Origin of the sequence: Enterococcus sp. DIV0840, assembly GCF_050527835.1 — a bacterium.
In the GTDB taxonomy this organism is placed as follows: domain Bacteria; phylum Bacillota; class Bacilli; order Lactobacillales; family Enterococcaceae; genus Enterococcus_L; species Enterococcus_L ureasiticus.
Genome location: NZ_CP172876.1, coordinates 1,671,381 through 1,692,574 on the forward strand (window position 1 = coordinate 1,671,381; position 21,194 = coordinate 1,692,574).

The 21,194-nt window shown below is 34.3% G+C and carries 21 protein-coding genes, 1 other RNA gene and 1 other annotated feature; of the genes, 18 read left to right on the plus strand and 4 right to left on the minus strand.

Annotated elements, in window-relative coordinates; genetic code table 11:
- Nucleotide 1: 1 nt before the first annotated feature.
- The 14 genes from arcC to ssrA all read left to right on the plus strand — a co-directional run bounded on the left by arcC (nucleotide 2) and on the right by ssrA (nucleotide 12,738).
- Nucleotides 2-940: a carbamate kinase gene (gene arcC / locus IGL98_RS07965; RefSeq protein WP_206842614.1), complete on the plus strand. Its 939-nt coding sequence runs from the start codon at nucleotides 2-4 to the stop codon at nucleotides 938-940.
- A gap of 100 nt (nucleotides 941-1,040) precedes the next feature.
- Nucleotides 1,041-2,138: an agmatine deiminase gene (gene aguA, locus IGL98_RS07970; protein ID WP_206912089.1), complete on the plus strand. Its 1,098-nt coding sequence runs from the start codon at nucleotides 1,041-1,043 to the stop codon at nucleotides 2,136-2,138.
- A gap of 11 nt (nucleotides 2,139-2,149) precedes the next feature.
- A complete protein-coding gene (locus IGL98_RS07975; RefSeq protein ID WP_206842617.1) occupies nucleotides 2,150-2,947 on the plus strand; it encodes a MurR/RpiR family transcriptional regulator in 798 nt (265 codons plus the stop codon).
- A 698-nt stretch (nucleotides 2,948-3,645) separates the two neighbouring features.
- Entirely contained in the window at nucleotides 3,646-6,186 is a 2,541-nt protein-coding gene (cutC, locus tag IGL98_RS07980; protein WP_206912090.1) for a choline trimethylamine-lyase, read from the plus strand.
- A 135-nt stretch (nucleotides 6,187-6,321) separates the two neighbouring features.
- Nucleotides 6,322-7,338, plus strand: coding sequence for a DMT family transporter (locus IGL98_RS07985; protein ID WP_206912091.1), 1,017 nt, complete (start codon nucleotides 6,322-6,324; stop codon nucleotides 7,336-7,338).
- Entirely contained in the window at nucleotides 7,338-7,616 is a 279-nt protein-coding gene (locus tag IGL98_RS07990) for a hypothetical protein (protein ID WP_069644493.1), read from the plus strand. The genes IGL98_RS07985 and IGL98_RS07990 overlap by 1 nt, the downstream gene beginning before the upstream one ends.
- An 18-nt stretch (nucleotides 7,617-7,634) precedes the next feature.
- Nucleotides 7,635-8,585, plus strand: a complete 951-nt coding sequence (gene cutD / locus IGL98_RS07995; protein ID WP_206842629.1) for a choline TMA-lyase-activating enzyme — start codon at nucleotides 7,635-7,637, stop codon at nucleotides 8,583-8,585.
- 164 nt (nucleotides 8,586-8,749) lie between these two features.
- On the plus strand, nucleotides 8,750-9,955 hold the full coding sequence (locus IGL98_RS08000; protein WP_206912092.1) for a histidine kinase: 1,206 nt from the start codon (nucleotides 8,750-8,752) through the stop codon (nucleotides 9,953-9,955).
- A complete protein-coding gene (locus tag IGL98_RS08005; RefSeq protein ID WP_206912093.1) occupies nucleotides 9,924-10,463 on the plus strand; it encodes a response regulator transcription factor in 540 nt (179 codons plus the stop codon). The genes IGL98_RS08000 and IGL98_RS08005 overlap by 32 nt, the downstream gene beginning before the upstream one ends.
- A gap of 17 nt (nucleotides 10,464-10,480) precedes the next feature.
- Nucleotides 10,481-10,645, plus strand: a complete 165-nt coding sequence (locus IGL98_RS08010; RefSeq protein WP_242590196.1) for a helix-turn-helix domain-containing protein — start codon at nucleotides 10,481-10,483, stop codon at nucleotides 10,643-10,645.
- A gap of 127 nt (nucleotides 10,646-10,772) precedes the next feature.
- On the plus strand, nucleotides 10,773-11,249 hold the full coding sequence (locus IGL98_RS08015; RefSeq protein WP_206912094.1) for a GAF domain-containing protein: 477 nt from the start codon (nucleotides 10,773-10,775) through the stop codon (nucleotides 11,247-11,249).
- 69 nt (nucleotides 11,250-11,318) lie between these two features.
- Entirely contained in the window at nucleotides 11,319-11,750 is a 432-nt protein-coding gene (locus IGL98_RS08020) for a VOC family protein (RefSeq protein ID WP_206842625.1), read from the plus strand.
- A gap of 161 nt (nucleotides 11,751-11,911) precedes the next feature.
- A complete protein-coding gene (locus IGL98_RS08025) occupies nucleotides 11,912-12,235 on the plus strand; it encodes a DMT family transporter (RefSeq protein ID WP_069645518.1) in 324 nt (107 codons plus the stop codon).
- 135 nt (nucleotides 12,236-12,370) lie between these two features.
- Nucleotides 12,371-12,738, plus strand: a transfer-messenger RNA (tmRNA) gene (gene ssrA, locus IGL98_RS08030).
- 508 nt (nucleotides 12,739-13,246) lie between these two features.
- Here the strand turns inward: ssrA and IGL98_RS08035 are convergent.
- The 4 genes from IGL98_RS08035 to IGL98_RS08050 form a co-directional block, all read right to left on the minus strand.
- Nucleotides 13,247-13,507, minus strand: a complete 261-nt coding sequence (locus IGL98_RS08035) for a bacteriocin immunity protein (RefSeq protein ID WP_242590198.1) — start codon at nucleotides 13,505-13,507, stop codon at nucleotides 13,247-13,249.
- A 128-nt stretch (nucleotides 13,508-13,635) separates the two neighbouring features.
- Nucleotides 13,636-15,087, minus strand: coding sequence for a YfhO family protein (locus IGL98_RS08040; RefSeq protein WP_242590199.1), 1,452 nt, complete (start codon nucleotides 15,085-15,087; stop codon nucleotides 13,636-13,638).
- A 584-nt stretch (nucleotides 15,088-15,671) separates the two neighbouring features.
- A complete protein-coding gene (locus tag IGL98_RS08045) occupies nucleotides 15,672-16,586 on the minus strand; it encodes a helix-turn-helix domain-containing protein (RefSeq protein ID WP_206842627.1) in 915 nt (304 codons plus the stop codon).
- A 452-nt stretch (nucleotides 16,587-17,038) separates the two neighbouring features.
- Entirely contained in the window at nucleotides 17,039-17,380 is a 342-nt protein-coding gene (locus IGL98_RS08050; RefSeq protein WP_206842628.1) for a hypothetical protein, read from the minus strand.
- Nucleotides 17,381-17,614: 234 nt separating this feature from the next.
- On the opposite strand from IGL98_RS08050, the gene IGL98_RS08055 reads away from it, so the two are divergent.
- From IGL98_RS08055 to IGL98_RS08070, 4 genes are all read left to right on the plus strand, one after another.
- Nucleotides 17,615-17,932, plus strand: a complete 318-nt coding sequence (locus tag IGL98_RS08055; protein ID WP_206842184.1) for a hypothetical protein — start codon at nucleotides 17,615-17,617, stop codon at nucleotides 17,930-17,932.
- Between the two features lie 229 nt (nucleotides 17,933-18,161).
- Nucleotides 18,162-18,209 (plus strand) — a sequence feature (sodium ion sensor (DUF1646 type); this cis-regulatory element may regulate processes involved in with the transportation of sodium ions).
- Between the two features lie 170 nt (nucleotides 18,210-18,379).
- On the plus strand, nucleotides 18,380-18,706 hold the full coding sequence (locus tag IGL98_RS08060; RefSeq protein WP_206842186.1) for a hypothetical protein: 327 nt from the start codon (nucleotides 18,380-18,382) through the stop codon (nucleotides 18,704-18,706).
- Nucleotides 18,693-20,708, plus strand: a complete 2,016-nt coding sequence (locus IGL98_RS08065; RefSeq protein WP_206912096.1) for a V-type ATP synthase subunit I — start codon at nucleotides 18,693-18,695, stop codon at nucleotides 20,706-20,708. Before IGL98_RS08060 ends, IGL98_RS08065 begins: the two co-directional genes overlap by 14 nt.
- 2 nt (nucleotides 20,709-20,710) lie before the next feature.
- Nucleotides 20,711-21,184 (plus strand): V-type ATP synthase subunit K, encoded by a 474-nt coding sequence (locus IGL98_RS08070; protein WP_010760283.1) that lies wholly within the window; start codon nucleotides 20,711-20,713, stop codon nucleotides 21,182-21,184.
- Nucleotides 21,185-21,194: the final 10 nt, after the last annotated feature.

Below are 21,194 nucleotides of genomic sequence, written 5' to 3' on the forward strand. Positions count from 1 at the left end.
CATGAAAAAACGTATCGTAGTTGCACTGGGAGGCAACGCTATTTTAACAACTGATCCCAGCGCTAAAGGACAACAAAATGCTTTAGCACACACTTCGTATTATTTAGCTGATTTCATTGAAGCTGGTCATGAGCTGATCATCACGCATGGTAATGGACCTCAAGTTGGAAACTTATTATTGCAGCAGCAATTGGGTGCTACCGATAAAAATCCTGCAATGCCAGTGGATACGGCAGTTGCAATGACTCAAGGCAGCATTGGCTATTGGCTTGAAAATGCATTAGTAGACGAGTTGAAAAAAAGAAATATTTCTAAAAATGTAGCAACGCTCTTAACGCAAGTCGTTGTCAGCGAAACCGATCCAGCTTTTCAGGCACCAAGTAAACCAATTGGCCCCTTTTTAAGTAAAGAAGAAATGGAAGCAGAGAAAAAGCAGACAGCTGCAACTTATGTAGAAGATGCCGGTCGAGGATTTCGGAAAGTAGTTCCATCACCAAACCCAATCGATATTGTCGAATATCCTGTGATCGAACAATTAGTAGAAAATGGAGTCGTTACGATTGCAGGAGGAGGAGGAGGTATTCCAGTAGTCATAAAAAATGGAACCTATTATGGTGTGGAAGCCGTGATAGACAAAGACTTTGCATCTGAAAAAATTGCTGAATTGGTTCAGGCGGATATGCTAGTGATTTTGACAGGCGTTGATCATGTCAGCATCAATTATAATCAACCAAATCAATCTGAGTTAACAAACGTAACCGTAGCAGATATGGAAAAATATATTGTAGAAAATCAGTTTGCACCAGGCAGTATGTTACCTAAAGTACAGGCAGCAATAACGTTTATTAAAGAAAATAACAACGGCAAAGCAGTAATTACCTCCTTGGAAAATATCAAGAATTTATTAGAAGAAGAAACAGGGACCATTATTACTGCATAACTTTATAGAAAGAGTGGAGACAAAAACTAGTTTCTACTCTTTCTTTCTGATATATTAAAAATGTATCGCTTACATACAAAGAAAAAAGGAGTCCCCGCATATGAAATTAAAAACGAGCAATCCTAAAGAGGACGGTTTTTTTGCACCAGGAGAGTTCAATTTACACGAAGAAACTTACATGATCTGGCCAGAACGAGCTGATAATTGGCGTAATGGTGGAAAACCTGCGCAAACAGCCTATGTAGAAGTAGCCAAAGCTATCGCAATGTTTGAGCCTGTCACAATGTTGGTTTCAAAAAAACAATATCAGAATGCTCGCCACCTATTGCCGGAGTCTATTCGGGTGATGGAAATGAGTAACAATGATGCTTGGATCAAGGATTATGGACCTATCTATGTAATGAATCAAAAGGGTGAAATTCGTGGAGTAGACTGTCGGTTTAATGCATGGGGCGGTTTGCTGGATGGTTTGTATTTTCCTTGGGATCAAGATGATTTGATTGCTGAAAAATTGTGTGAATTTAATCATATCGATTATTACTCTTTAAAAGAGTTTATTTTGGAAGGATGCTCTATTCATTTAGATGGTGACGGAACATTATATACAACAGAAGAAGTTTTACTTTCAGAAGGTAGAAATGGTAAACTTTCTAAAGAGGAAATAGAAGAAGTTCTGAAAGCATATTGCAATGTAGAAAAAATCATCTGGTTAAAACAAGGATTCTTTTTAGATGAAACCAATGGAGATATCGATAATATGTTGAATGTAGTACGCCCTGGTGAAATCGTCCTGACCTGGACAGAAGACCTGGACGATCCTCAATATGAAATTTCTAAAGCAGCCTATGAACAATTGAAAAATGAAACAGATGCAAAAGGCAGGAGATTAACCATTCATAAAATGCTGATGCCTGAACCGATGTATATCACAACCGAAGAAAGTCAGGGAGTAGATCCTGTTAATGGAATGTTGCCCCGTTTTCCTGGCGATCGACTGACTGCGACTTATGTTAGTTATTATACGGCTAACGGCGGTATTGTTTATCCATTATTCAATGATAAAAATGATCAAGCAGCAGGAAAATTACTGGAAAAACTATATCCGGATCGTAAGATAATCGGTGTTCCTGCACGTGAAATTTTATTAGGTGGCGGAAATATTCATTGCATTGCACAAAGTGTTCCTAAAAATAAGTAGGAGGGAAAAAAATGGATTTTTTTGAAGTGGTAAACCCTCACGTTTCAGAGTTAACGAAAAATGAACATCTACTATTTGATTATGTTGTAAAAAACTTAAATGAAATTAAAAATAAAAGTATCCGTGAAGTAGCAGATGATTGCTTTGTTTCAACAACAACCTTTCTCCGATTTGTTAGAAAAATTGGTTTTTCCGGCTATAGTGAATTTACGACGGTCGTCAAATATACTCTTTTGAATCAGAAAAAAGAAGAAAAAGTCAGTCCCTTTGTTGTTTCCCAAAAAGATTATCGGGAAGAGTATCTAAAAAATATCAATGAATCTGTTCGTGTGATCGATAAAAATAGTTTGATAAAAGTAGGGGAGTATTTAAAGAAAAAACCGATTATATACTTATTTGCTAAAGGAATGAATAAGCAGTTGATGCAGTATGTGAAGTATCTATTTGTAGCTGCTGGATTTTTGGTAGTGTTTCCAGAAGACCAGTCAATGCGGGTGGTTGTCCAAAAGCAGATCAAATCAGAGGATATGGTGTTTATTTTAACCTATCAAGGAAAAGATGAAGAATGGATTCAGTTGATGCAGCATCTAAAAAATGCTATACATCCGCTATTGGTCTCAATCACAGGTGCAGATAATAACGTGGTTCAAAATATGAGCGATGTTAATTTTTACGTGTTTACGGATGAACTCTTTTTAAATAAAATGGAAATCACTTCTCATATTTCAATGTTGGCGATTCTTGAATTGATTTTATATCAATATTTAGATAGCGCAGAAGAAGGAGAGTATCATTTGGTTTTTAAATAACTAATTTATCAAAATTATAATAAAAAAAGTTGTCTTGAACAAAATCGTTCAGGACAACTTTTTTATTATAGTTTGCCATAGTCATGTTGATGTTTCGGTGTATGTTTTAAAAATGAATAGGCTACAAGTGTAATTGCTGATAGTGTTGCTCCTGTAACGAAGATTTTTTTCATAGAACATCCTTCCTTTCATCTATAGTGACGAATTTATATTCAAGTGCAAAAGCTGCACATACGTGGACGGTAGGATTCGAACCTACACCTCATCAGGTCGAGAATAAACATCCGTTAGTCCTCAAAGAGTTTTAACACCACGTTCATCCACAAATGTATTGGTTGTTTACTATGATTAAACTGTAACCTTAATAGATTAAATCAAACATAAAAAAGCTTGAAAAAAGTGTGAATTCGTTTGAATTTGTTATGAAGAGTATGAATATCTTACCGAATAAAAAAACAAATTCTTACCAAGAAAGTAATTCACAATCTCTCTTTTTTACAATAGAAGGTCTTTATTTTAAAAAAATCTATGAATTTTACAAGTTAAACTTAGTCATGTAAACAAAAACTATGTTGGAGGGAAATGAGAAGGTTCACAAAATATTAGGAATGATAGAAGTGAAAATTCTTGATCAAAAAATGTAAGCGTGAACAAATTCGGTGATTACCAGTTAGAAGAAAATAGAGGAGGAAAAGTAAATGAATAATGAACTTTTAGAAAAACAATTACTAGATGCGTCAAAAAATCTATCTAGTACAGATTCACAAGAGTTAGTCAAAGTATTTTCAGGTGTCATTCAAGAATTGAAAGAAGACGATCCTGTAGTGGTGTCAAATGTTTCAACATTTCCAGGAGATGAATTAAGTCGGTTTAGCCCTCGTCTAAAAAAATTAAAAGACCACTATTTAACAATTCGTCCCTCCGTAACGGCACATCGCGCTAAAGCAGTAACTGAAATTGCCAAAAAACATTGGGGTATGCCTAAAATTATTTTACGAGCTAAAGCGTTTAAACATGCATGTGAAACAGCACCGTTACTAATTCAGGATAATGAATTGATCGTAGGGCACCCGTGTGGACGTCCTCGTGCTGGGGAAGTTGCTCCAGATATTGCTTGGCGTTGGGTATTGGATGAACTTGATACGATTGATTCGCGTCCGCAAGATCCATTTGAAATTACGGAAGAAACAAAGAGAACTTTGCGTGAAGATATCTTCCCGTTTTGGGAAACACGTTCACTAGATGAAGTTTGTCAATCTCAGTATGAAGAAGCTGGACTTTGGGAATTTTCTGGTGAAGCATTTGTTAGTGATTTATCTTACCACCAAATCAATGGAGGAGGTGACACTTGTCCAGGATATGATATTTTATTGATCAAAAAAGGAATCAATAAAATCAAAGAAGAAGCTGAAACAAAACTTTCTGAATTATTGATGAGCAATCCAGACGACATCGAAAAAATTTATTTCTATAAAGCTGAAATCCAAACATGTGACGGTATTTTGAACTATTCTAAACGCCTATCTGACTATGCTAAAGAGTTGGCAATGGCAGAGAGTGACCCAGTTCGAAAAGCAGAACTTTTAGAAACAGCAGAAATATTATTAACCGTCCCAGCAAATCCTCCAAAAACATTTAAAGAAGCACTGCAATCAATTTGGACAATGGAGTCATTATTTGTTATTGAAGAAAATCAAACAGGGATTTCATTAGGGCGTTTAGATCAGTATATTTATCCGATGTATAAAGCGGATCTTGAAGCAGGACGAATGACTGAAAAAGAAGCAATCGAATTATTAGGCTGTTTCTTTATCAAATGTTCTGAATACATGTGGCTATCCAGTGAAGGTGGCGCAAAATTCTTTGCCGGGTATCAACCGTTTATCAACTGTACTGTTGGTGGAGTAAAACGCACAGGTGGCGATGCAACCAATGAATTGACATATGCAATCATGGAGGCTATTCGTATGACCAAAGTGTATCAGCCTTCCTTAGCTTGCCGTATTCACAACCAATCACCGCAAAAATACTTGAAAAAAATTGTTGAAGTTGTCAAAGCAGGTATGGGCTTCCCAGCTTGTCATTTCGATGATTCTCACATTAAGATGATGTTGGCTAAGGGATTTGGGATTGAAGATGCACGTGATTATTGTTTAATGGGATGTGTAGAACCGCAAAAATCCGGTAGAATCTATCAATGGACGTCAACAGGTTATACACAATGGCCAATTACAATCGAGTTTGTTTTAAATCGTGGAATCATGAAATGGCATGATTCTAAACAAGGAATCGATACAGGCGATTTAGATCAATTTGAAACATTCGAACAATTTGATGAGGCTGTGAAAGAACAATTGAGAAGGATCGTCCATTTATCAGCGATCGGCACGGTAATCAGTCAACGTGTTCATTCAGAAGTTGCACCGAAACCGCTGATGTCATTGATGGTTGAAGGCTGTATGGAAACTGGTAAAGATGTGACACATGGTGGAGCAGTCGTTAATAATGGTCCAGGATTAGTCTGGTCTGGTTTAGGGACTTACGTAGATTCAATGGTGGTCATCAAAAAATTAGTGTTTGAAGATAAAAAATATACATTAAAACAAATCAAAGAAGCGTTAGATGTTGATTTTATTGGATATGACCAAATCAAACGTGACTGCTTAAGTGCACCAAAATATGGAAACGATGATGATTACGCTGACTCGATTGCAGCAGAAATCATTAACTGGACAGAAAGAGAACATCAACAATATGACATGCTTTATTCGAAGATGAGTCATGGAACATTGTCAATTTCTAACAATACACCGTTTGGCGAAATGACAGCCGCAACACCTAACGGGCGCAATGCGTGGGTCCCACTTTCTGACGGAATTTCGCCGAGCCAAGGAGCCGATAAATTTGGACCAACAGCAATCATCAAGTCAGTCAGCAAATTAGGTGTTGAAAGTATGACGATCGGTATGGTGCATAATTTCAAATTACTCAAGGGAATTTTAGAAACGCCAGAAGGAGAAAATGGTTTGATCAACCTTTTACGTACGGCGTCAATATTAGGGAATGGACAGATGCAGTTTAGCTACATCGATAACGATTTATTGCTGAAAGCCCAAGAACAACCTGAAAAACATCGTGATTTGATCATTCGTGTAGCAGGTTACAGTGCGTACTTCGTTGAATTATGTAAAGAGGTTCAAGATGAGATCATCAGTCGGACAATGATCGAGCATTTCTAATTTTGGTGATTATGAACTTTCTAGATAGTTTAAAAATTCAAGAATGGTGAGAAAAAAGTTGTTTAGTCCATTCCAAAAAGCGGGATGATTAAGCAACTTTTCTCTTAAATTCTTTTTATAGATGGAGGAAAAAGAATGAATAATATAAACGAACTGAGTGCCTCGACCCTTGAACAAGCAAAAGCGAAACAGGCAAGCAGTTTTGAGCGTAAAGGGTTGTTAAATGGTTTATCTTCTGGATTGCTTTTTGGATTGAATAGCGCATTACTTGCTTTAGCAATTTCATTGTTTCTTTTTTCAGACGAACCTAATGCCTATGCCTTGCCTTTAGTTTTTGCGGGATTCAATGATTTTTTAGCGGCGATTTGGTTGATTATTTATAATGCCTATCAAGGAAGACTTAAAGAGATTTTTAGAAGCCTGAAATTATTTCCAGGGAAAATGACGTGTTTGGCTGCTTTAATGGGAGGACCAGTTGCGCAAGGTGCGTATCTTTTAGGTATTGCTTTTGCTGGACCAACATATGCTGTACCGATTTCTGCCTTATGCCCAGTAGTTGGAGCGTTACTTTCTGCTGTATTCTTAAAAGAAAAAATTACACAACGTGTTTGGGCGGGAATGGCGATTTGTGTTGTCGGCGCAGTTGTTATTTCGTATACACCGCCAGCAGGTAATGTAGAGAATTTTTATTTAGGTATTATTTGTGCAGCCGTTGCAGCTTTAGGTTGGGGACTTGAAGGTGTTCTTTCGGCCTTTGGCGGTTCTGTTTTAGATCCTAAAGTAACGATTACGATTCGTGATATTACCTCTGGATTGACATTTTTCTTGATCGTTATGCCGCTAGTCAATGGGTTTGGCGTTTTTCAACAAGTGTTCCAATCACCAAAAACCTTAGTTGTTTTAGCGTTAGCTGCATTAGTTGCAGCAGTCTCTTTTCTACAATGGTATAACGCTAATAGTATGTGTGGTGTTGCTAAAGGAATGGCTCTAAATAGTACGTATGTTATGTGGGGCATCATTTTTTCAGCAGTTGTTTCACAAGATTTTTCAGCGATTACGCAAACCGTTATAGCAGGCGCATTATTGATTACCTTTGGCGCAATTATGGTTTCAGTCAATCCACTTTCGTTTTTTAAAAAGGAGGCAATATAATGGCCGAAACGCTATTACCGTTACGTTTTCGCGTACTAAAAGAATTAGAAGAGAAAAAAATGCATTTTCAAGAATTGATGACTTGTTTGCATCCGGAATATGGTACAGAAAAACAATTTAATGAAGCTGCATTTTTAGATCATGTCCTTGCATTAAAAGAAAATGGTTTACTAGATGAAGCCGATGCGTATATCAATGAGCAAAATCAATTGCTGACGACCTATCAAATAAATGATGCGGGAAAAGAGATGCTGAGAAAATATTTACCGAAAAAATAAGGGAAAGTAGTGAGTAAGATGTTGCCTGTAAAAAAAACGGCCCGGATCTTTAATATTCAAAAATATTCTATTTATGATGGAGATGGGATTCGTACGCTGGTCTTTTTTAAAGGCTGTCCGCTACGGTGTAAATGGTGCTCAAATCCAGAAAGTGTGGAATCTGGATTTCAAGTGATGAAACAGCAATCATTATGTGATGATTGTGGGATTTGTGTTGCGGCTTGTCCAAAAAATATCCACAAAATGCGTCCCATGATCGATGGGGAAAAAGAACACTTTATTGACCGAGAAATTTCATGTAACGGTTGTCGTATTTGCGAAGAGAGTTGTCCCAAAAATGCTTTGACAGTGATGGGACAAGATATGACGGTTCCAGAAGTGATGGATATTATTTTACAAGATATGTTGTTTTATATGAGTTCAAATGGTGGTGTTACACTGGGTGGCGGCGAGGTAACCTACCAGGGCGATTTCGCTGTGGAACTGTTAGCTGAATGTAAACAAAACGGTATTCATACAGCAATCGAAACCTGTGGCTATACAAAGTGGGAAACAATGAAGAAATTTGTTGAGGTGACGGATTTATTTTTATTTGATGTGAAACATTTTGATCCTGAACGACATCGCGAATTAGTGGGTGCACGAAACGAACGAATTATGACAAATTTAGAAAAGTTGTTTCAAGCAGGAGCAAATATTTCAGTACGAATGCCGTTGATAAAAGGATTAAATGATTCTATGGAAACGCTAAAAGCGACCGTTTTATACATCAAAAAAATCCAAACTAATGGTCACCTTAAAAGTATCGATATCTTACCTTATCACAAATTAGGAGTCGCAAAATATGAACAATTAGACCAAACCTATCCATTACAAGATGTCGATATGTCGTATACAGACGATGAACTTGAAGAAATCAGAGGATATATGGCGCAGTTTGATTTACCGATTAGAGTCGTTAAACATTAAGAAAAAACAGATGCAGATCATTGATCCCCTTATTGGTTTCTTCCCCATTTTAATAGATCTAACAATCATCTAACCCAGGCAGTTCTAAAAGCTAGAATAGCTACAAATGTTATTTATGTTATACTATATGTAAAATGAAATTGTGCTGAAAAGGAGCAATTTGTGTGGAAAATGTTTATCTCACTATCTACACCAGCTCAGAGCTTTCTCAACAAACAATTGAGCAATCGCAAGAGCTATTAAAAAGGTTTCCGATTAAGGTCCGCCCACATTTTCAGCTTTTAACTAAAGTGAGTTCAACAAACAATGAAGTCAACCAAAGCTTCTGTAAACGTGCGATGGATTGTTCTTCCTGCCCATCAAGCAGCGGTATTTTTAGAAAGAAAAGGATTTCGTCCTATTGTCACCGCTGTAGTTATGGATTAAGTAAATTTATCTATCCGTTTCAATACTGCGGAAACGAACGAGGTTTGTTGATTTTTGGCCCTTTTTTCAAAGATGAAACAGATATCAACTTACTGATTGTATCTGACATCAATAAAGCTGGTGCAAATGAAAAAATGAATATCTTACACCTTTTTGAAGGGGATGACTTAGAGAAAGTTGAAAATTTTGCTTCAGTATTTGCGGCTTTTCTATCTCAGACCTTAACGATGGAAAAATTGGAAAAAGAAAAACAGAAGACTGAAAATAACCTGAAAATTCTATCTCAAAAAATTGAACACATGGAAAATCAGGATAATATCAAAGGGTTGACGCCTTATTTTGTATTTAATTCACTGACTACATTAGCAAGATTAGCTCATTTTAATGAGAATCCAGATTTAGAGGAAGCCGTTTTTAAGCTTTCCAGTGTTATTCGTTATAATTATCAATCGCAAAATCATTGCGTTTCTTTAGAAGAAGCATTTAACTATTTAAATAACTACCTAGAAATTAGTACAACTAGATCTGTGAAGCGATTATCCTATCAAGTGGATCTTCCTAAAGAATTGATTGAGTATCGAATACCTGTAATGACTTTGATTCCAATTGTAGAAAGCTTGCTAGAAATTAGGTTACCTAAGTATAGAGATGATTTTTCCTTATTATTTAAAGTGTCTGAAATAAAAGGAAATATCGTCATTACCATTCAAGAACAAATTCACTTAGATCGAAAAAGGGAATTGCTGGTAGAAAAAGAATTTTTACAGGCAATTGCCAAAAGCAATACGAGATTGATTGAGTTATTAGGAGATCAGGCACATGTTGGAATGGTAGAAACGTTAAATAAGTTAGTTGTAGAGGTTATCTTTCCAGCATCAAAAGGATTAATAGTAAGACCAGAGGATGAAGTGCATGAAAAATATAATGATTGTGGAAGAAGATGAATTAGAACGTCAATTTATTAAAGATATTATCAAGGAAAATTATCAAAGAGAAAATTTAAATGTAGTCGAAGTTCAAAATGGGATTGATGCATTAAGCAAAGCGAGAGTGTTTCAACCTGAATTAGTTGTGATGGATATTGAAGTCGCTGGTGTGAATGGATTAGAATTACAAAAAGAAATGCTTCAGATCAAACCAACAATTTACACGATTTGGACATCTATCTATTCTAATTTTGATTTACTGAGTCAGGGATTGACCTATAATATTAGGGGATACTTACTAAAACCTTATTCGAAAACACAGATGATGCAACATCTAGATAAGTTTATGATGCGCAAAAAGAAATATACTCTTTCTGAACGTTACAATAAGCAATTTAGTGAAGGAATCAATAAAGCAATACAATTTATCAAGAAAAATTTTAAGCAAAAGACAACAATTGATGACATTGCGAATCACGTCTATTTAAATCCGCAGTATTTCGCAAGGAGCCTGGAATCAGTGTAAATGACTATATCAATATCTTGAAAGTCGAAGAATCCTGTCGTCTTTTGCATGAAACGGATTTGCCATTATATCGAATTGCGACAGAAGTTGGTTTTGCAGATTCTTCTTATTTTACTAGAGTATTTACGAAATATTTAAAAATGACGCCACATGAATATCGCAAACAAGAAGTAGTCAAATAAGAAAAAAGTGGTGTAGATAATGAAATAACGATACAATAAAAAAATTTACTAATCTAAGTCTATGATATAATAAAAAAATAATTAAACTATTTCTTATAATAACTATAGAAAAGAGCGTGAATTGAAAATGTGGAAAACAAAAGAAGAAAAGAATACTACATACCAACTTTTAGTTCAACAACAAGCTGCAATTATCGAAATCGAACATGATAAAATTGCGAATCTTGCTAATTCTTCTGCACTATTGGCAGATGCATTACCTAATACAATTTTTGCAGGGTATTACTTATTTGATGGAGAAGAGCTGGTCTTAGGTCCATTTCAAGGGAAAGTTTCGTGTACTCGAATTAAAATGGGCAAAGGCGTATGTGGAGAATCTGCTGAAAAGCGTGAAGCATTGATTGTTGATGATGTGAAAAATCATAAAAATTATATCTCTTGCGATTCAGCTGCACAATCTGAAATCGTCGTACCAATGGTTAAGGATGGAAAACTGCTTGGCGTTTTAGATCTAGATAGTTCAGTAACACATGGCTATGATGAAACAGATCAGGAGTACTTAGAACAATTTGTTGCAGCGCTTTTAAAAGATACTGATTTTTAGTTAAATATGAGCATCCCTTTCGCTTAATCTATTTTGGCATGAGATAATCATTAAAAATAGAGTGAGAGGATGACAATCATGTTAGAAGTATACTTAAATTTTAAGAATGAAGCGGCCGATGCAATTGCTTTTTATGAAGCGGTATTTGATGTGAAATGTGAAGATGCTATGACATTTGCAGATGCACCTGAAGATTCAGAACATCCAACGCCAGAGGCTTGGAAAAATTTGATCATCAATGCATCAATGACCATTGAAGGTGTACCCGTTATGTTTTCTGATGTGCCGGATGGAATGGGTTTGACGTTTATTGAAGGAAATAATGTTTCTTTAGTAGTAAGCACAGAAGATGAAGCAAAGATCGATCGAATTTTTAGTCGTTTGGCTGAAAGTGGAAAAGTGACGATGCCTTTAGGGGAAACATTCTGGTCTAAAAAATATGGTATGGTCGTCGATAAATTTGGCATCAATTGGATGCTGAATTATTATGTCGAGTCTTAATTTTAAAATGAGTCATGTAAAATAAATAAGAGATCATCAATGGATTTTGAACGATTAAATCTATTGATGATTTTTTTGTATATAGAGAAAAATCTGCGTTCAATTTAGTTGGTTTTTTGATATAATGATGTAGTTATTAGAGGAGGAGGGGGAAAAAGTTGATAGGGTATTTATATCTTTTTATCGCCATAATCAGTGAAGTCATTGCAACAAATCTACTAAAAGCAACGGATGGATTTAGTAAGCTAGTGCCATCTGTGGAATGTTTGGTTGCTTATGTTGTCTGTTTTTATAGCTTATCTAAAGCGATAAAATATATGCCATTAAATGTTGCCTATGCATTATGGGGAGCAATCGGCATTATTTTGATCACGATTTTTTCAGTTGTTTATTGGAAAGAACAAATCAATACACCAACAATTATTGGTATTGGTTTTATCGTGATTGGGACGATTTTAGTCAATGCTTTTGGAACAGGGCATTAATTTTTAGGCTAAGTTTATTTTAAATAGTGTTATTTGGCTGTAATAGAAAGGTGAATAATCAGCACTTCATCCTTTAAAAGTCAAGATAAATATGTTATACTAATAAAAGCGTATATTATGCTATTTAATCTTAACGGGGACGTTACGGATTCGACAGGCATAGTTGAGCTTGAATTGCGTTTCGTAGGTTACGTCTACGTAAAAACGTTACAGTTAAATATAACTGCTAAAAACGAAAACAATACTTTCGCTCTAGCTGCGTAAAAACAGCGGGTGAAGATCCTCCCGGCATCGCCCATGTGCTCGGGTAAGGGTCTCAAATTAAGTGGGATACGCTAAATTTTTCCGTCTGTAAAATTTAGAAGAGATCATCAGACTAGCGATAGTTTGGGCCTGTTATGCGGCATGAACTTCAGCGAAGCCTTAAAATAGTATGACTATGAGCGTAGAAGTTTAAGTGGCAATGTGTTTGGACGCGGGTTCGACTCCCGCCGTCTCCATCATCTTTATGGAGACAGACAGTAGAAACGTTGATGTACAGAGGTTTGTACAGCGTTTCTACTGTCTATTTTTTTTACATTGAATGCCAATCTACAACTTTATGTAGATTAACAAACAAAATAATAAAACATTTTTAGATACTTGATAAAAATTCATGATAGATATAGTAAAAATCCATATAAAATGATAGAGCTAGTCATTTGATTATATTACAATGTAGCGCCTGTTGGTACATCCGTTCGAAGTTAAGCATTAATGGTATAAAAATTACTATATAGGTCAAATTCATTCATAAAAAATATCCTTCAAAAAATAATTTTTGAAGGATATTTTTTCTATTAAAGATTCCCTAGCGTTATTTTCTGAAACAGTTTCGTAATCCGTGCTAAAACTTAACTAGACAACTTAGAACAAAGAGATCTAAGTTAATTTAATTAGGGATAGTTAGAGTTGTGCATTTTTTGCAATGTTAATATCCATATCTAATATTTGAGATGGAAGTTAACTCTTTTAGTTTTTTAGATTGATTGTCTGATAAAGTAAAGTAATCCCCCCATTTCTGATTGCTTTAGAAATGTCTATATTCATACGACTTAAAATCATAGGAACAAAAGCGCCTTGTTGTTCTAATTCTTCACGATAATTTTCTAACACATTTTGTATAGAGTCATTACCTAAGCCTGTTTTAAAATCATCTAATAGATCAGTGATAATGCTTATCGCTTGGTTTCCTCGTTCGTTTCCTCCAGAATACCATTTTAATTTGTTCATAAAATATTGCTCCTTACTTGGTTATTTGGATGTTATTCTGTTACTTATTAAAATTGATTTGTGTATATTAAGATGAATACATAAATAGTTGTATTAGCATCGTTTATCTTTGACGAGAAAATTGAATATTATTTATTTTTTCTTCTGCTTTTTATTATATTGTAAAAGATTAATGATCCAGCTAATAAAACTGAGAAAATAGCTGAAAATTTCTGAATAACAGTTTTTTTATAAGTGACACTAATTTCATGTAAGCCTTGTTCTAATCTAACCGTGACTAATCCGTTCTTATTATAATTACGAATCACTTGTTGATCTAGCTTAACCTCATACCCTTTATAATAAAACTTAGGCAGCTGAACTTCTTGAGTCCCGTTAATCATCACTTTAAAAATACTATAATTATAGTTATTCTCAACTTTACGGGATGAATCAGTATAAGGAATACTATCAATAATCAAACCAGGAGAAGCAAAGTATTTTTTAAAATCCGTATCTTTTACTAAATACTCTTTACCATGACCGATTTCGGATTCATAAAAATCGGTAAAGTTTTCATTTGTCACAGTTACGTTATTTTGGATGTTACTTTGTGTTAAGTTGTTGATATTAAAACCGAGTGTTAAAAAGCTGGACAATGAAAGAAAGACAAGGAAATCTTTTCTTGAAAGCAAGCGAAATTGTTCAATTAAACAAACCGCTAATAAACTAGAAAAAAAGGAGGCAAATAATAATAATCTCCATGGGAATTGAATCGTTGCTAAAATCGATACTTTAAAAAGTCCCCAAGGGAAAATGTTTGTGGCTAGTAGAATAATTGCTAAAGTAGCTAATGATAGTCGTTTATTGCTTGGGCTCAATTTTCGGTAATTGAAACCAGCAATTAAAACTGCAACTAACAGTAATAGACCAATATTTGGTTTTAGTCCAGTGAATGGTGCACTCAAATTAGCAAGGCTATTTATAAATAAATCACCTAAACTGAAATTTAATCCATTGGCCCATAATGTCGTGTTATTAAAATTAAACGTTAAATGATGTATCTGTTCCAAATAAGGAAATAAAAACCAAGCCGATAAACCAAGTGATAGAAGACCTGCCATGATCAGGCTTTTTATCTGAGCCAGTTTACATTTTTTCCAATTGACCAATATAAAAATAAGGAGCAGGATGAATGAGTAGAAAGCTGTAATCAAGTGACTGGCAATCAATAAACTCATTCCGGTTCCAAGCAGCTGCCAGCGATGTTTGTCACTATAAAAAATCGAGTAGACACCAAAAATAAATAAAGGTAAAAAAGCAAATGCCAATGTTTCACCAAGCGCTGCACGAACAGATTGGTCGATTAAACGATAGGTGGAAAGTGTATAAAAACAAGAAAATAATAGCGCCAGTTTTTGTGATTTTTTGATTGAATATAGAAAATAATACGCACTGGCTGCAGTAACAAAACTGATCAATAGCTGATACAAGTAGTAAGAAGGAACAAAAGCTATCCCTACAATCCTAAAGAAAGCAAAAGGTAATAATAATATAGAGGGATAAAATAAATCTGCACCATAACCAAAATTTAATCCCATATTAGGAAAAACTCTCGGGAAAAAATCCAAATGTTTCACAGCTTGAGAGTAACTTTCCAATCTTGTTCGATGATATAAAAGATCATCTTGGCTGAAAATATAGTTATTAAAAAAATAAGGAAAAATGGAAATGACGCTGATACTCAATAAAGCTAATAAAAGGATGATTTTTGTTTTGTTATATTTTGAATTCAAATAATTACGCCTTCTTTATGTTGTTTTATATTTATTTTAACAGAAAATGAATAATTATATGAAATATTTGTAGGGAAGCAGATCGTTAAATGAAAAATTAAGTTTATTCGTAGAAAAATGATATTGCAGAATGTGAGTGTTTTAGAACACAAGAAATAAACTCACAGGGAAAATTACTAGGTGAGTTTATTTTAGGGAAAGTCTTAGTTATAAAGGGAGTTACGTTAAAACGAACAAATAAAAAATATTTATCGACTAAAGGGTTGAAATTTGTAACGTAGTGTAGTATTATAAATGTACCCTAACAGTATTTTCATTTTACTCAATCCGAGTAAAACTCTTTATCCCACCTTGAAAGAGGTGGGATATTCTGATTTTAATTCTTGGAACTAGGATTCTTTCAGTAATCCAACGGCATAGCTATTAAGCATTTTTTCGCTATCCCTCTCGTGAATTAACATCTTTACTTCTTTTTTTACCTGTTCTGCTTGTAAAGTGTCACCAGTATTTTCTAACAAATGTATAAAATCATAAACACGTTCCATGTAAACAGGTTCGCCTTCAATAATGTAGTTTAAGAGATTAGTTAAATATTGGAGATTTAATTTGAAACTATAATTTTCGTTTTGTTTATCTTGTTTTTTAGCAAGTTTTATATATTTCTCTGCACTTTCATAGTCCTTTGCATATAATCGCATTGAAATTAAATTGATAAGAATATTATGAGCAAATTTTTTAGTGGTAAAATCTCGTTGTTCTTCATATTTTATTGGGAACATTCTTGCAAGTAATAAATCAGCTTGTTTAGCATTAAAAAAACGAGTTAAATTGGCAGTAATGATATAGTCGTACTGAAGGTAGAATGATTTATTCAATAAATCCTCAAAAATATCAGTTATTTCATCAAAAGTCACGGGATCAACCTCTTCCCAGTGAGCATTGAAAAAATTTTTAATACCAATGTAATTTGATAATTCTCTCAAGCTCTTTTTTTCTTTATCTTTTAACGAATAATAATAATTAAGTAGCTTTTGTTTAGTACTTTTATTTTCTAAATGAGCTCCACAATAATAAAAAGTTTCTCTGAAATCTTGTTGTCGTTTATCAAAAGTTGTGAAACTAAAAAATTCTTCAACACTAATCGAAGTTTGATTTAATATTTCTTCTAATTCATTTACCTTAAGAGAGCGTTTACCACTTTCAATTTTTGAATAGGTAGAGGGATCAGTATATTCAGACATCATTTCTCTTTGAGTTAACTTTAGTTTAAGTCTAAAAAAACGTAAGGTTTCTATGATATTCAAGACTTTCTCTCCCTTCTTATGCGATTATAGCATGAAATGGTCAGAAAATTCCTATTTTTAATAAAAAAGTAAATATTTCATTTGATTTTTATGCCAATTTCGCACTTTTTGAATTTACTACTTTATTTTTTTTTGCTTGTTTGTTATTCTTTACCTAAGGAAAATTATTTGTTTGCAAACGTTGATTTCTAAAAAATGGGAGTGGAGGTGTGTTGATGATTTCATTAATAGCTGTTGTAGCAAGCGTTATTTCGGTATATGTTGTTACAGGCGGAGTCTAAAACGTATTTAAATATCTCGTAATTATCTTATCAAACCAATTTTGTAAACAAACGATTTAACTAAAAAAACTAAAATGTATAAGTAAAAAGTGCGTACCAAAAAAAAGTGCAAAATAATAGCTTCTGATTTACTTTTCCTGTTGAATGAAGTAAATCAGAGGCTGTTATTTTTTATTTTTCCTCCACCGAGTCGTCAATATTTAAAGAGGGAACTGTATAAAGTTCTATATTATATTTAGCTGCCAACGCCTTGGAAAAGCTCTTTTCTTGAACCTCCTTCATATAGTTGAAAAATTTAATTTCACTTTCTGTTGGTTGTTCTCTAGATAGAATTTCTTTTTCGTAAGTTAAAGCAATCGCTTCTGAATAGTAGTAAGAATCATTTTTAGCAATAGAAAGTCGCAACGTATCTCCAAATATAATCTTATTTTCTTCAGAAAACGCATCTTTTTTCAGATCGATCAACCATGTATTATGAAATGTTGTGGTTACTTTGATTAAATTTTGTTTCATCTTATTCTCCAATCCTAAAGTATTAGTTTTTCTCTTCAATTATATCAAATAGTACGCAATTGTGGACATAAAGATTAGCTAAAAGATATTTTTATTCCTTTTTACGATTGAGGTATCAAAAAAGACGATTATAAAAGGATATTCGGGACTATTTTTAGAAACTTTCCACTGATTGTTTCTCTAACAATATTTTGATATGATAAAATGAATGGAGCAGTCAAAGGAGCAGACAACATGAAGAAAATTACAGCTAAGATGCTTATCACCTTATTGGAAAATAAAGAAGACCGCTTTGCGGTTATTATCAATCACTGGTTTTATTACATAGAAAAAGGACGTATCTACCGATTTCAGCAACATTCTAACACGAAAATGCTAACCATGTTAGGTTCGTTTTATGAAAATGAAATCGATAGTGAAACAATGATCGTCGAGTTAAAAAAAAGTATTATCAATCAAATTCAATACGATTGGTTTACCGATGTCTCGATGGAGATTATTGTTGAACGAGTAACTCGTTCAACAAGTGATTTGGAAGCCTTCTTTTTTTAGAGAATAAAAAAGAAGATTTATAATGCATAACATTTGTAAAACTAAAAATAGGATAGTAATATAAATCTATCCTAACGATATAACTTTTTTCATTTACTCTCATGAGTAAAACTCCTGTCCCATCTTCTGTTGAAGGTGGGTTATTTTTTGTAGATTAGAAAAAAGCTACTGGTAAAGCAGTTGTAATTTTAGTTTTTTTTTGCTAAGATAAACGTATATTAATAAAAATGGTTGGGCGCAAGCTTCAAGGATCAAGTTCTTCAAGGGGTGAGAAGAACGGTTTTTTGAACTTACGCCCTTTTTTTATTTTCCAATCAAAATTTAAGGGAATAAGTTGTGTTTTTAGTGAGCAGAAGCACAGGTTATTCTCTTTTTGATTGTAAAAAAGAAGGCGAAGTTCAATAATATGGATGAAGACTAGATCATCAAATGATAGGGGTGAAAAAAATGGTTTTAGAAGCATTGGATAGAATTCGTGAGGCAGAAGATAAGGTTGAAGAAATGAGACATGTAGCCAAAGAAGAAATCAGGTCTTATGAGCAAATAAAGTCTGATGATTTCAAGAAAAAACAGGAAGAAAGTCAAGCGAAAGTTACGGCTTTACTTCATGAAATAGAGGGACAAAAAATAGAAGAGCTTCAAAAAGAAAAAGATAGTTTATTAAGTGAAGCGAATGAACAAAATCAAAAGTTTAAAGAAAAATATGAAAAGAACAAAGAATCTATCATTGATCACGTAATAGAAAGGGTGAAAAAAATCTATGGCAGTCAATAAAATGGAAAAAATGACGATCATAGCGGCAGCCGACAGAGAAGAAGCGATTCTTCAAGCAATTCAAGGGATGCAGGCAATCGAAATTAAAGATTTTTTTCATTCAAATGTGGATAGTTCTTATATAGAAAAGCATTTTGCATCAACTTTAGTGGAAGAAGATGAAAGCAAAAAGAAACGCTTCCAGAGTATGTTGACAGAAATTCAGGACTCATTGACGTTTATTGAACGTTTTTCAGAAAATTCATCGAAAAAGAAACCAATAAAAAGACAAGTGCGTACATTACATTCTTTGGAAGAAAGTTTCGATGAGCATAAGATAAGCGAATACTTAAAGGAAATAGCTTTATTGAAAAGTAAACTGGCAGTGATAGAGGCAACTAGAAAAGATTTGCTGTCAAAAGAAAAATGGTTAGCTCGTTGGCAGTATTTAGATATTATTCCAAAAAATAATTCGCTAGAGAGTACAGATATTTTGCTAGGCTCGATCAGTTCTGCCAATCAGACAGATTTTCTAGCAGATTTAGAAAAGGTCTCATCTATTTATGTGGAAGAAATTTATCACAGTCAAAATCATGTCTATTACAGCTTGATTTACCTAAAAAGTCAATCGGCGGATTTGAATGAAGTTACTGCTAGATATAGTTTTAACCAATTTGATTATCCTTATGATATTTTGCCGAAAGAGGCATATCAAAAAAATAAAGAAGAATTAGCTAGTCTCGTTAAGGATGAAAAACAAGTGAAAGTCAGTTTATCTTCTTATCGTGATCATTTAGAAGAGTTGTACTTAGCAGAAGAAATGACTTATGCGTATATCTATCGGGAAGAAGCAAAGAAACATTTGCTGAATACGTCTTATTTTTTTATTGTGCAAGGTTGGATTCCTGTTGATGAGAAGCAGGATCTAACTAGTGCATTACAGGATAGATTGCCTCAAGAAGAAGTGTATATCACTTTTGATCAACCGACGAATGATGAGATTCAGGTTGATATTCCTGTGAAACTGAAAAATAATTCTCTGGTAGCGCCATTTGAGATGTTGACTGAAATGTATAGTTTGCCAAAATATGACGAGATCGATCCAACACCGATCATGACGCCTTTTTATATGGTATTTTTCGGTATGATGGTAGCAGATATTGGGTATGGTTTATTGATGTTATTCGGTGCATTACTTGCGTTGAAGTTGCTCGTTTTACCACGAGGAATGAAACGTTTTGCAGATTTCTTCCTAATATTATCGTTTCCAACGATTATTTGGGGTTTTATTTACGGGTCATTTTTTGGTGCTGCTTTACCAGAAGTAGTCTTTGGGATTCATTTGCCGTTTCCGATATTATCAACGACTGAAGATGTGAACACGATTTTGATTTTATCTGTTATTTTCGGTTTTATACAAATGCTGACAGGATTGATGGTCAATGGAATCGAACTTACGAAACGCAAGCGTTACTTGGATAGTATTAGTGAGAGTTTTGCTTGGCAAGGATTGCTGGTAGGGATTTTGATCGTAGTTTTAGGTATGTTAGTTTTTAGTAATGACGGTTTGGTTACAACTGGAATCGTTGTGGCGGTCATTTCTGCTTTATCGATTGTGATCGTGCCGATCATCCAAACAAAATCAAAAGTCAAAGGTTTAGCAAAAGGTCTTTACGGATTATATGGTTTGACAGGTTATATTGGGGATTTAGTTAGTTATACGCGATTGATGGCTTTGGGGATTTCAGGCGGAAGTATTGCTGCAGCATTTAATATGCTCGTCGAGTTTATGCCGCCAGTCGCTCGATTTACTGTGGGGATCGTACTGATCATCGCATTACACGCATTGAATCTCTTTTTAAGTTTGTTAGGTGCTTATGTTCACGGAGCTCGTTTGCAATATGTCGAGTTTTTCGGGAAATTTTATACAGGCGGTGGACGTGCATTCAAACCGTTAAAGACCGAAGAGAAATATATGAACATTGAAAAAATTCAAAAGAAAAAGAATAGTGGAGGAATATAAACATGATAGATTACTTAATTAATAACAATGGTGGAATTCTTTTTGCAGTTTTAGGAATGGCAATGGCAACGATTTTAGCAGGGATTGGTTCTGCTAAAGGGGTTGGTTTTACAGGGGAAGCTGCTGCGGCGTTAACAACAGAACAGCCTGAAAAATTCGGACAGGCCTTAATTTTACAATTATTGCCAGGAACGCAAGGGTTATACGGTTTCGTTATTGCCTTTTTGATTTTTATCAATTTAAACAATGATATGACGATGGTTCAAGGCCTGGATTATTTTGTGGCATCATTGCCGATCGCTTTTGCAGGTTTATTTTCTGGGATTGCCCAAGGTCGTGTTGCAGCAGCTGGGATTCAAATTTTAGCAAAAAAACCTGAACACGCAACAAAAGGGATCATATATGCCGCCATGGTTGAAACGTATGCGATTCTTGGGTTTGTTATCTCATTCTTGCTTGTACTAAATGTGAAGTAACAGGAGGAAA

What these genes read in the sequence shown, in the direction of transcription:
- arcC (WP_206842614.1), top strand. Translation starts at nt 2, where the DNA reads ATGAAAAAACGTATCGTAGTTGCACTGGGAGGCAACGCTATTTTAACA.
- aguA (WP_206912089.1), top strand. Translation starts at nt 1,041, where the DNA reads ATGAAATTAAAAACGAGCAATCCTAAAGAGGACGGTTTTTTTGCACCA.
- IGL98_RS07975 (WP_206842617.1), top strand. Translation starts at nt 2,150, where the DNA reads ATGGATTTTTTTGAAGTGGTAAACCCTCACGTTTCAGAGTTAACGAAA.
- cutC (WP_206912090.1), top strand. Translation starts at nt 3,646, where the DNA reads ATGAATAATGAACTTTTAGAAAAACAATTACTAGATGCGTCAAAAAAT.
- IGL98_RS07985 (WP_206912091.1), top strand. Translation starts at nt 6,322, where the DNA reads ATGAATAATATAAACGAACTGAGTGCCTCGACCCTTGAACAAGCAAAA.
- IGL98_RS07990 (WP_069644493.1), top strand. Translation starts at nt 7,338, where the DNA reads ATGGCCGAAACGCTATTACCGTTACGTTTTCGCGTACTAAAAGAATTA.
- cutD (WP_206842629.1), top strand. Translation starts at nt 7,635, where the DNA reads ATGTTGCCTGTAAAAAAAACGGCCCGGATCTTTAATATTCAAAAATAT.
- IGL98_RS08005 (WP_206912093.1), top strand. Translation starts at nt 9,924, where the DNA reads ATGAAAAATATAATGATTGTGGAAGAAGATGAATTAGAACGTCAATTT.
- IGL98_RS08015 (WP_206912094.1), top strand. Translation starts at nt 10,773, where the DNA reads ATGTGGAAAACAAAAGAAGAAAAGAATACTACATACCAACTTTTAGTT.
- IGL98_RS08020 (WP_206842625.1), top strand. Translation starts at nt 11,319, where the DNA reads ATGACAATCATGTTAGAAGTATACTTAAATTTTAAGAATGAAGCGGCC.
- IGL98_RS08035 (WP_242590198.1), bottom strand. Translation starts at nt 13,507, where the DNA reads ATGAACAAATTAAAATGGTATTCTGGAGGAAACGAACGAGGAAACCAA.
- IGL98_RS08040 (WP_242590199.1), bottom strand. Translation starts at nt 15,087, where the DNA reads ATGGGATTAAATTTTGGTTATGGTGCAGATTTATTTTATCCCTCTATA.
- IGL98_RS08050 (WP_206842628.1), bottom strand. Translation starts at nt 17,380, where the DNA reads ATGAAACAAAATTTAATCAAAGTAACCACAACATTTCATAATACATGG.
- IGL98_RS08055 (WP_206842184.1), top strand. Translation starts at nt 17,615, where the DNA reads ATGAAGAAAATTACAGCTAAGATGCTTATCACCTTATTGGAAAATAAA.
- IGL98_RS08060 (WP_206842186.1), top strand. Translation starts at nt 18,380, where the DNA reads ATGGTTTTAGAAGCATTGGATAGAATTCGTGAGGCAGAAGATAAGGTT.
- IGL98_RS08065 (WP_206912096.1), top strand. Translation starts at nt 18,693, where the DNA reads ATGGCAGTCAATAAAATGGAAAAAATGACGATCATAGCGGCAGCCGAC.
- IGL98_RS08070 (WP_010760283.1), top strand. Translation starts at nt 20,711, where the DNA reads ATGATAGATTACTTAATTAATAACAATGGTGGAATTCTTTTTGCAGTT.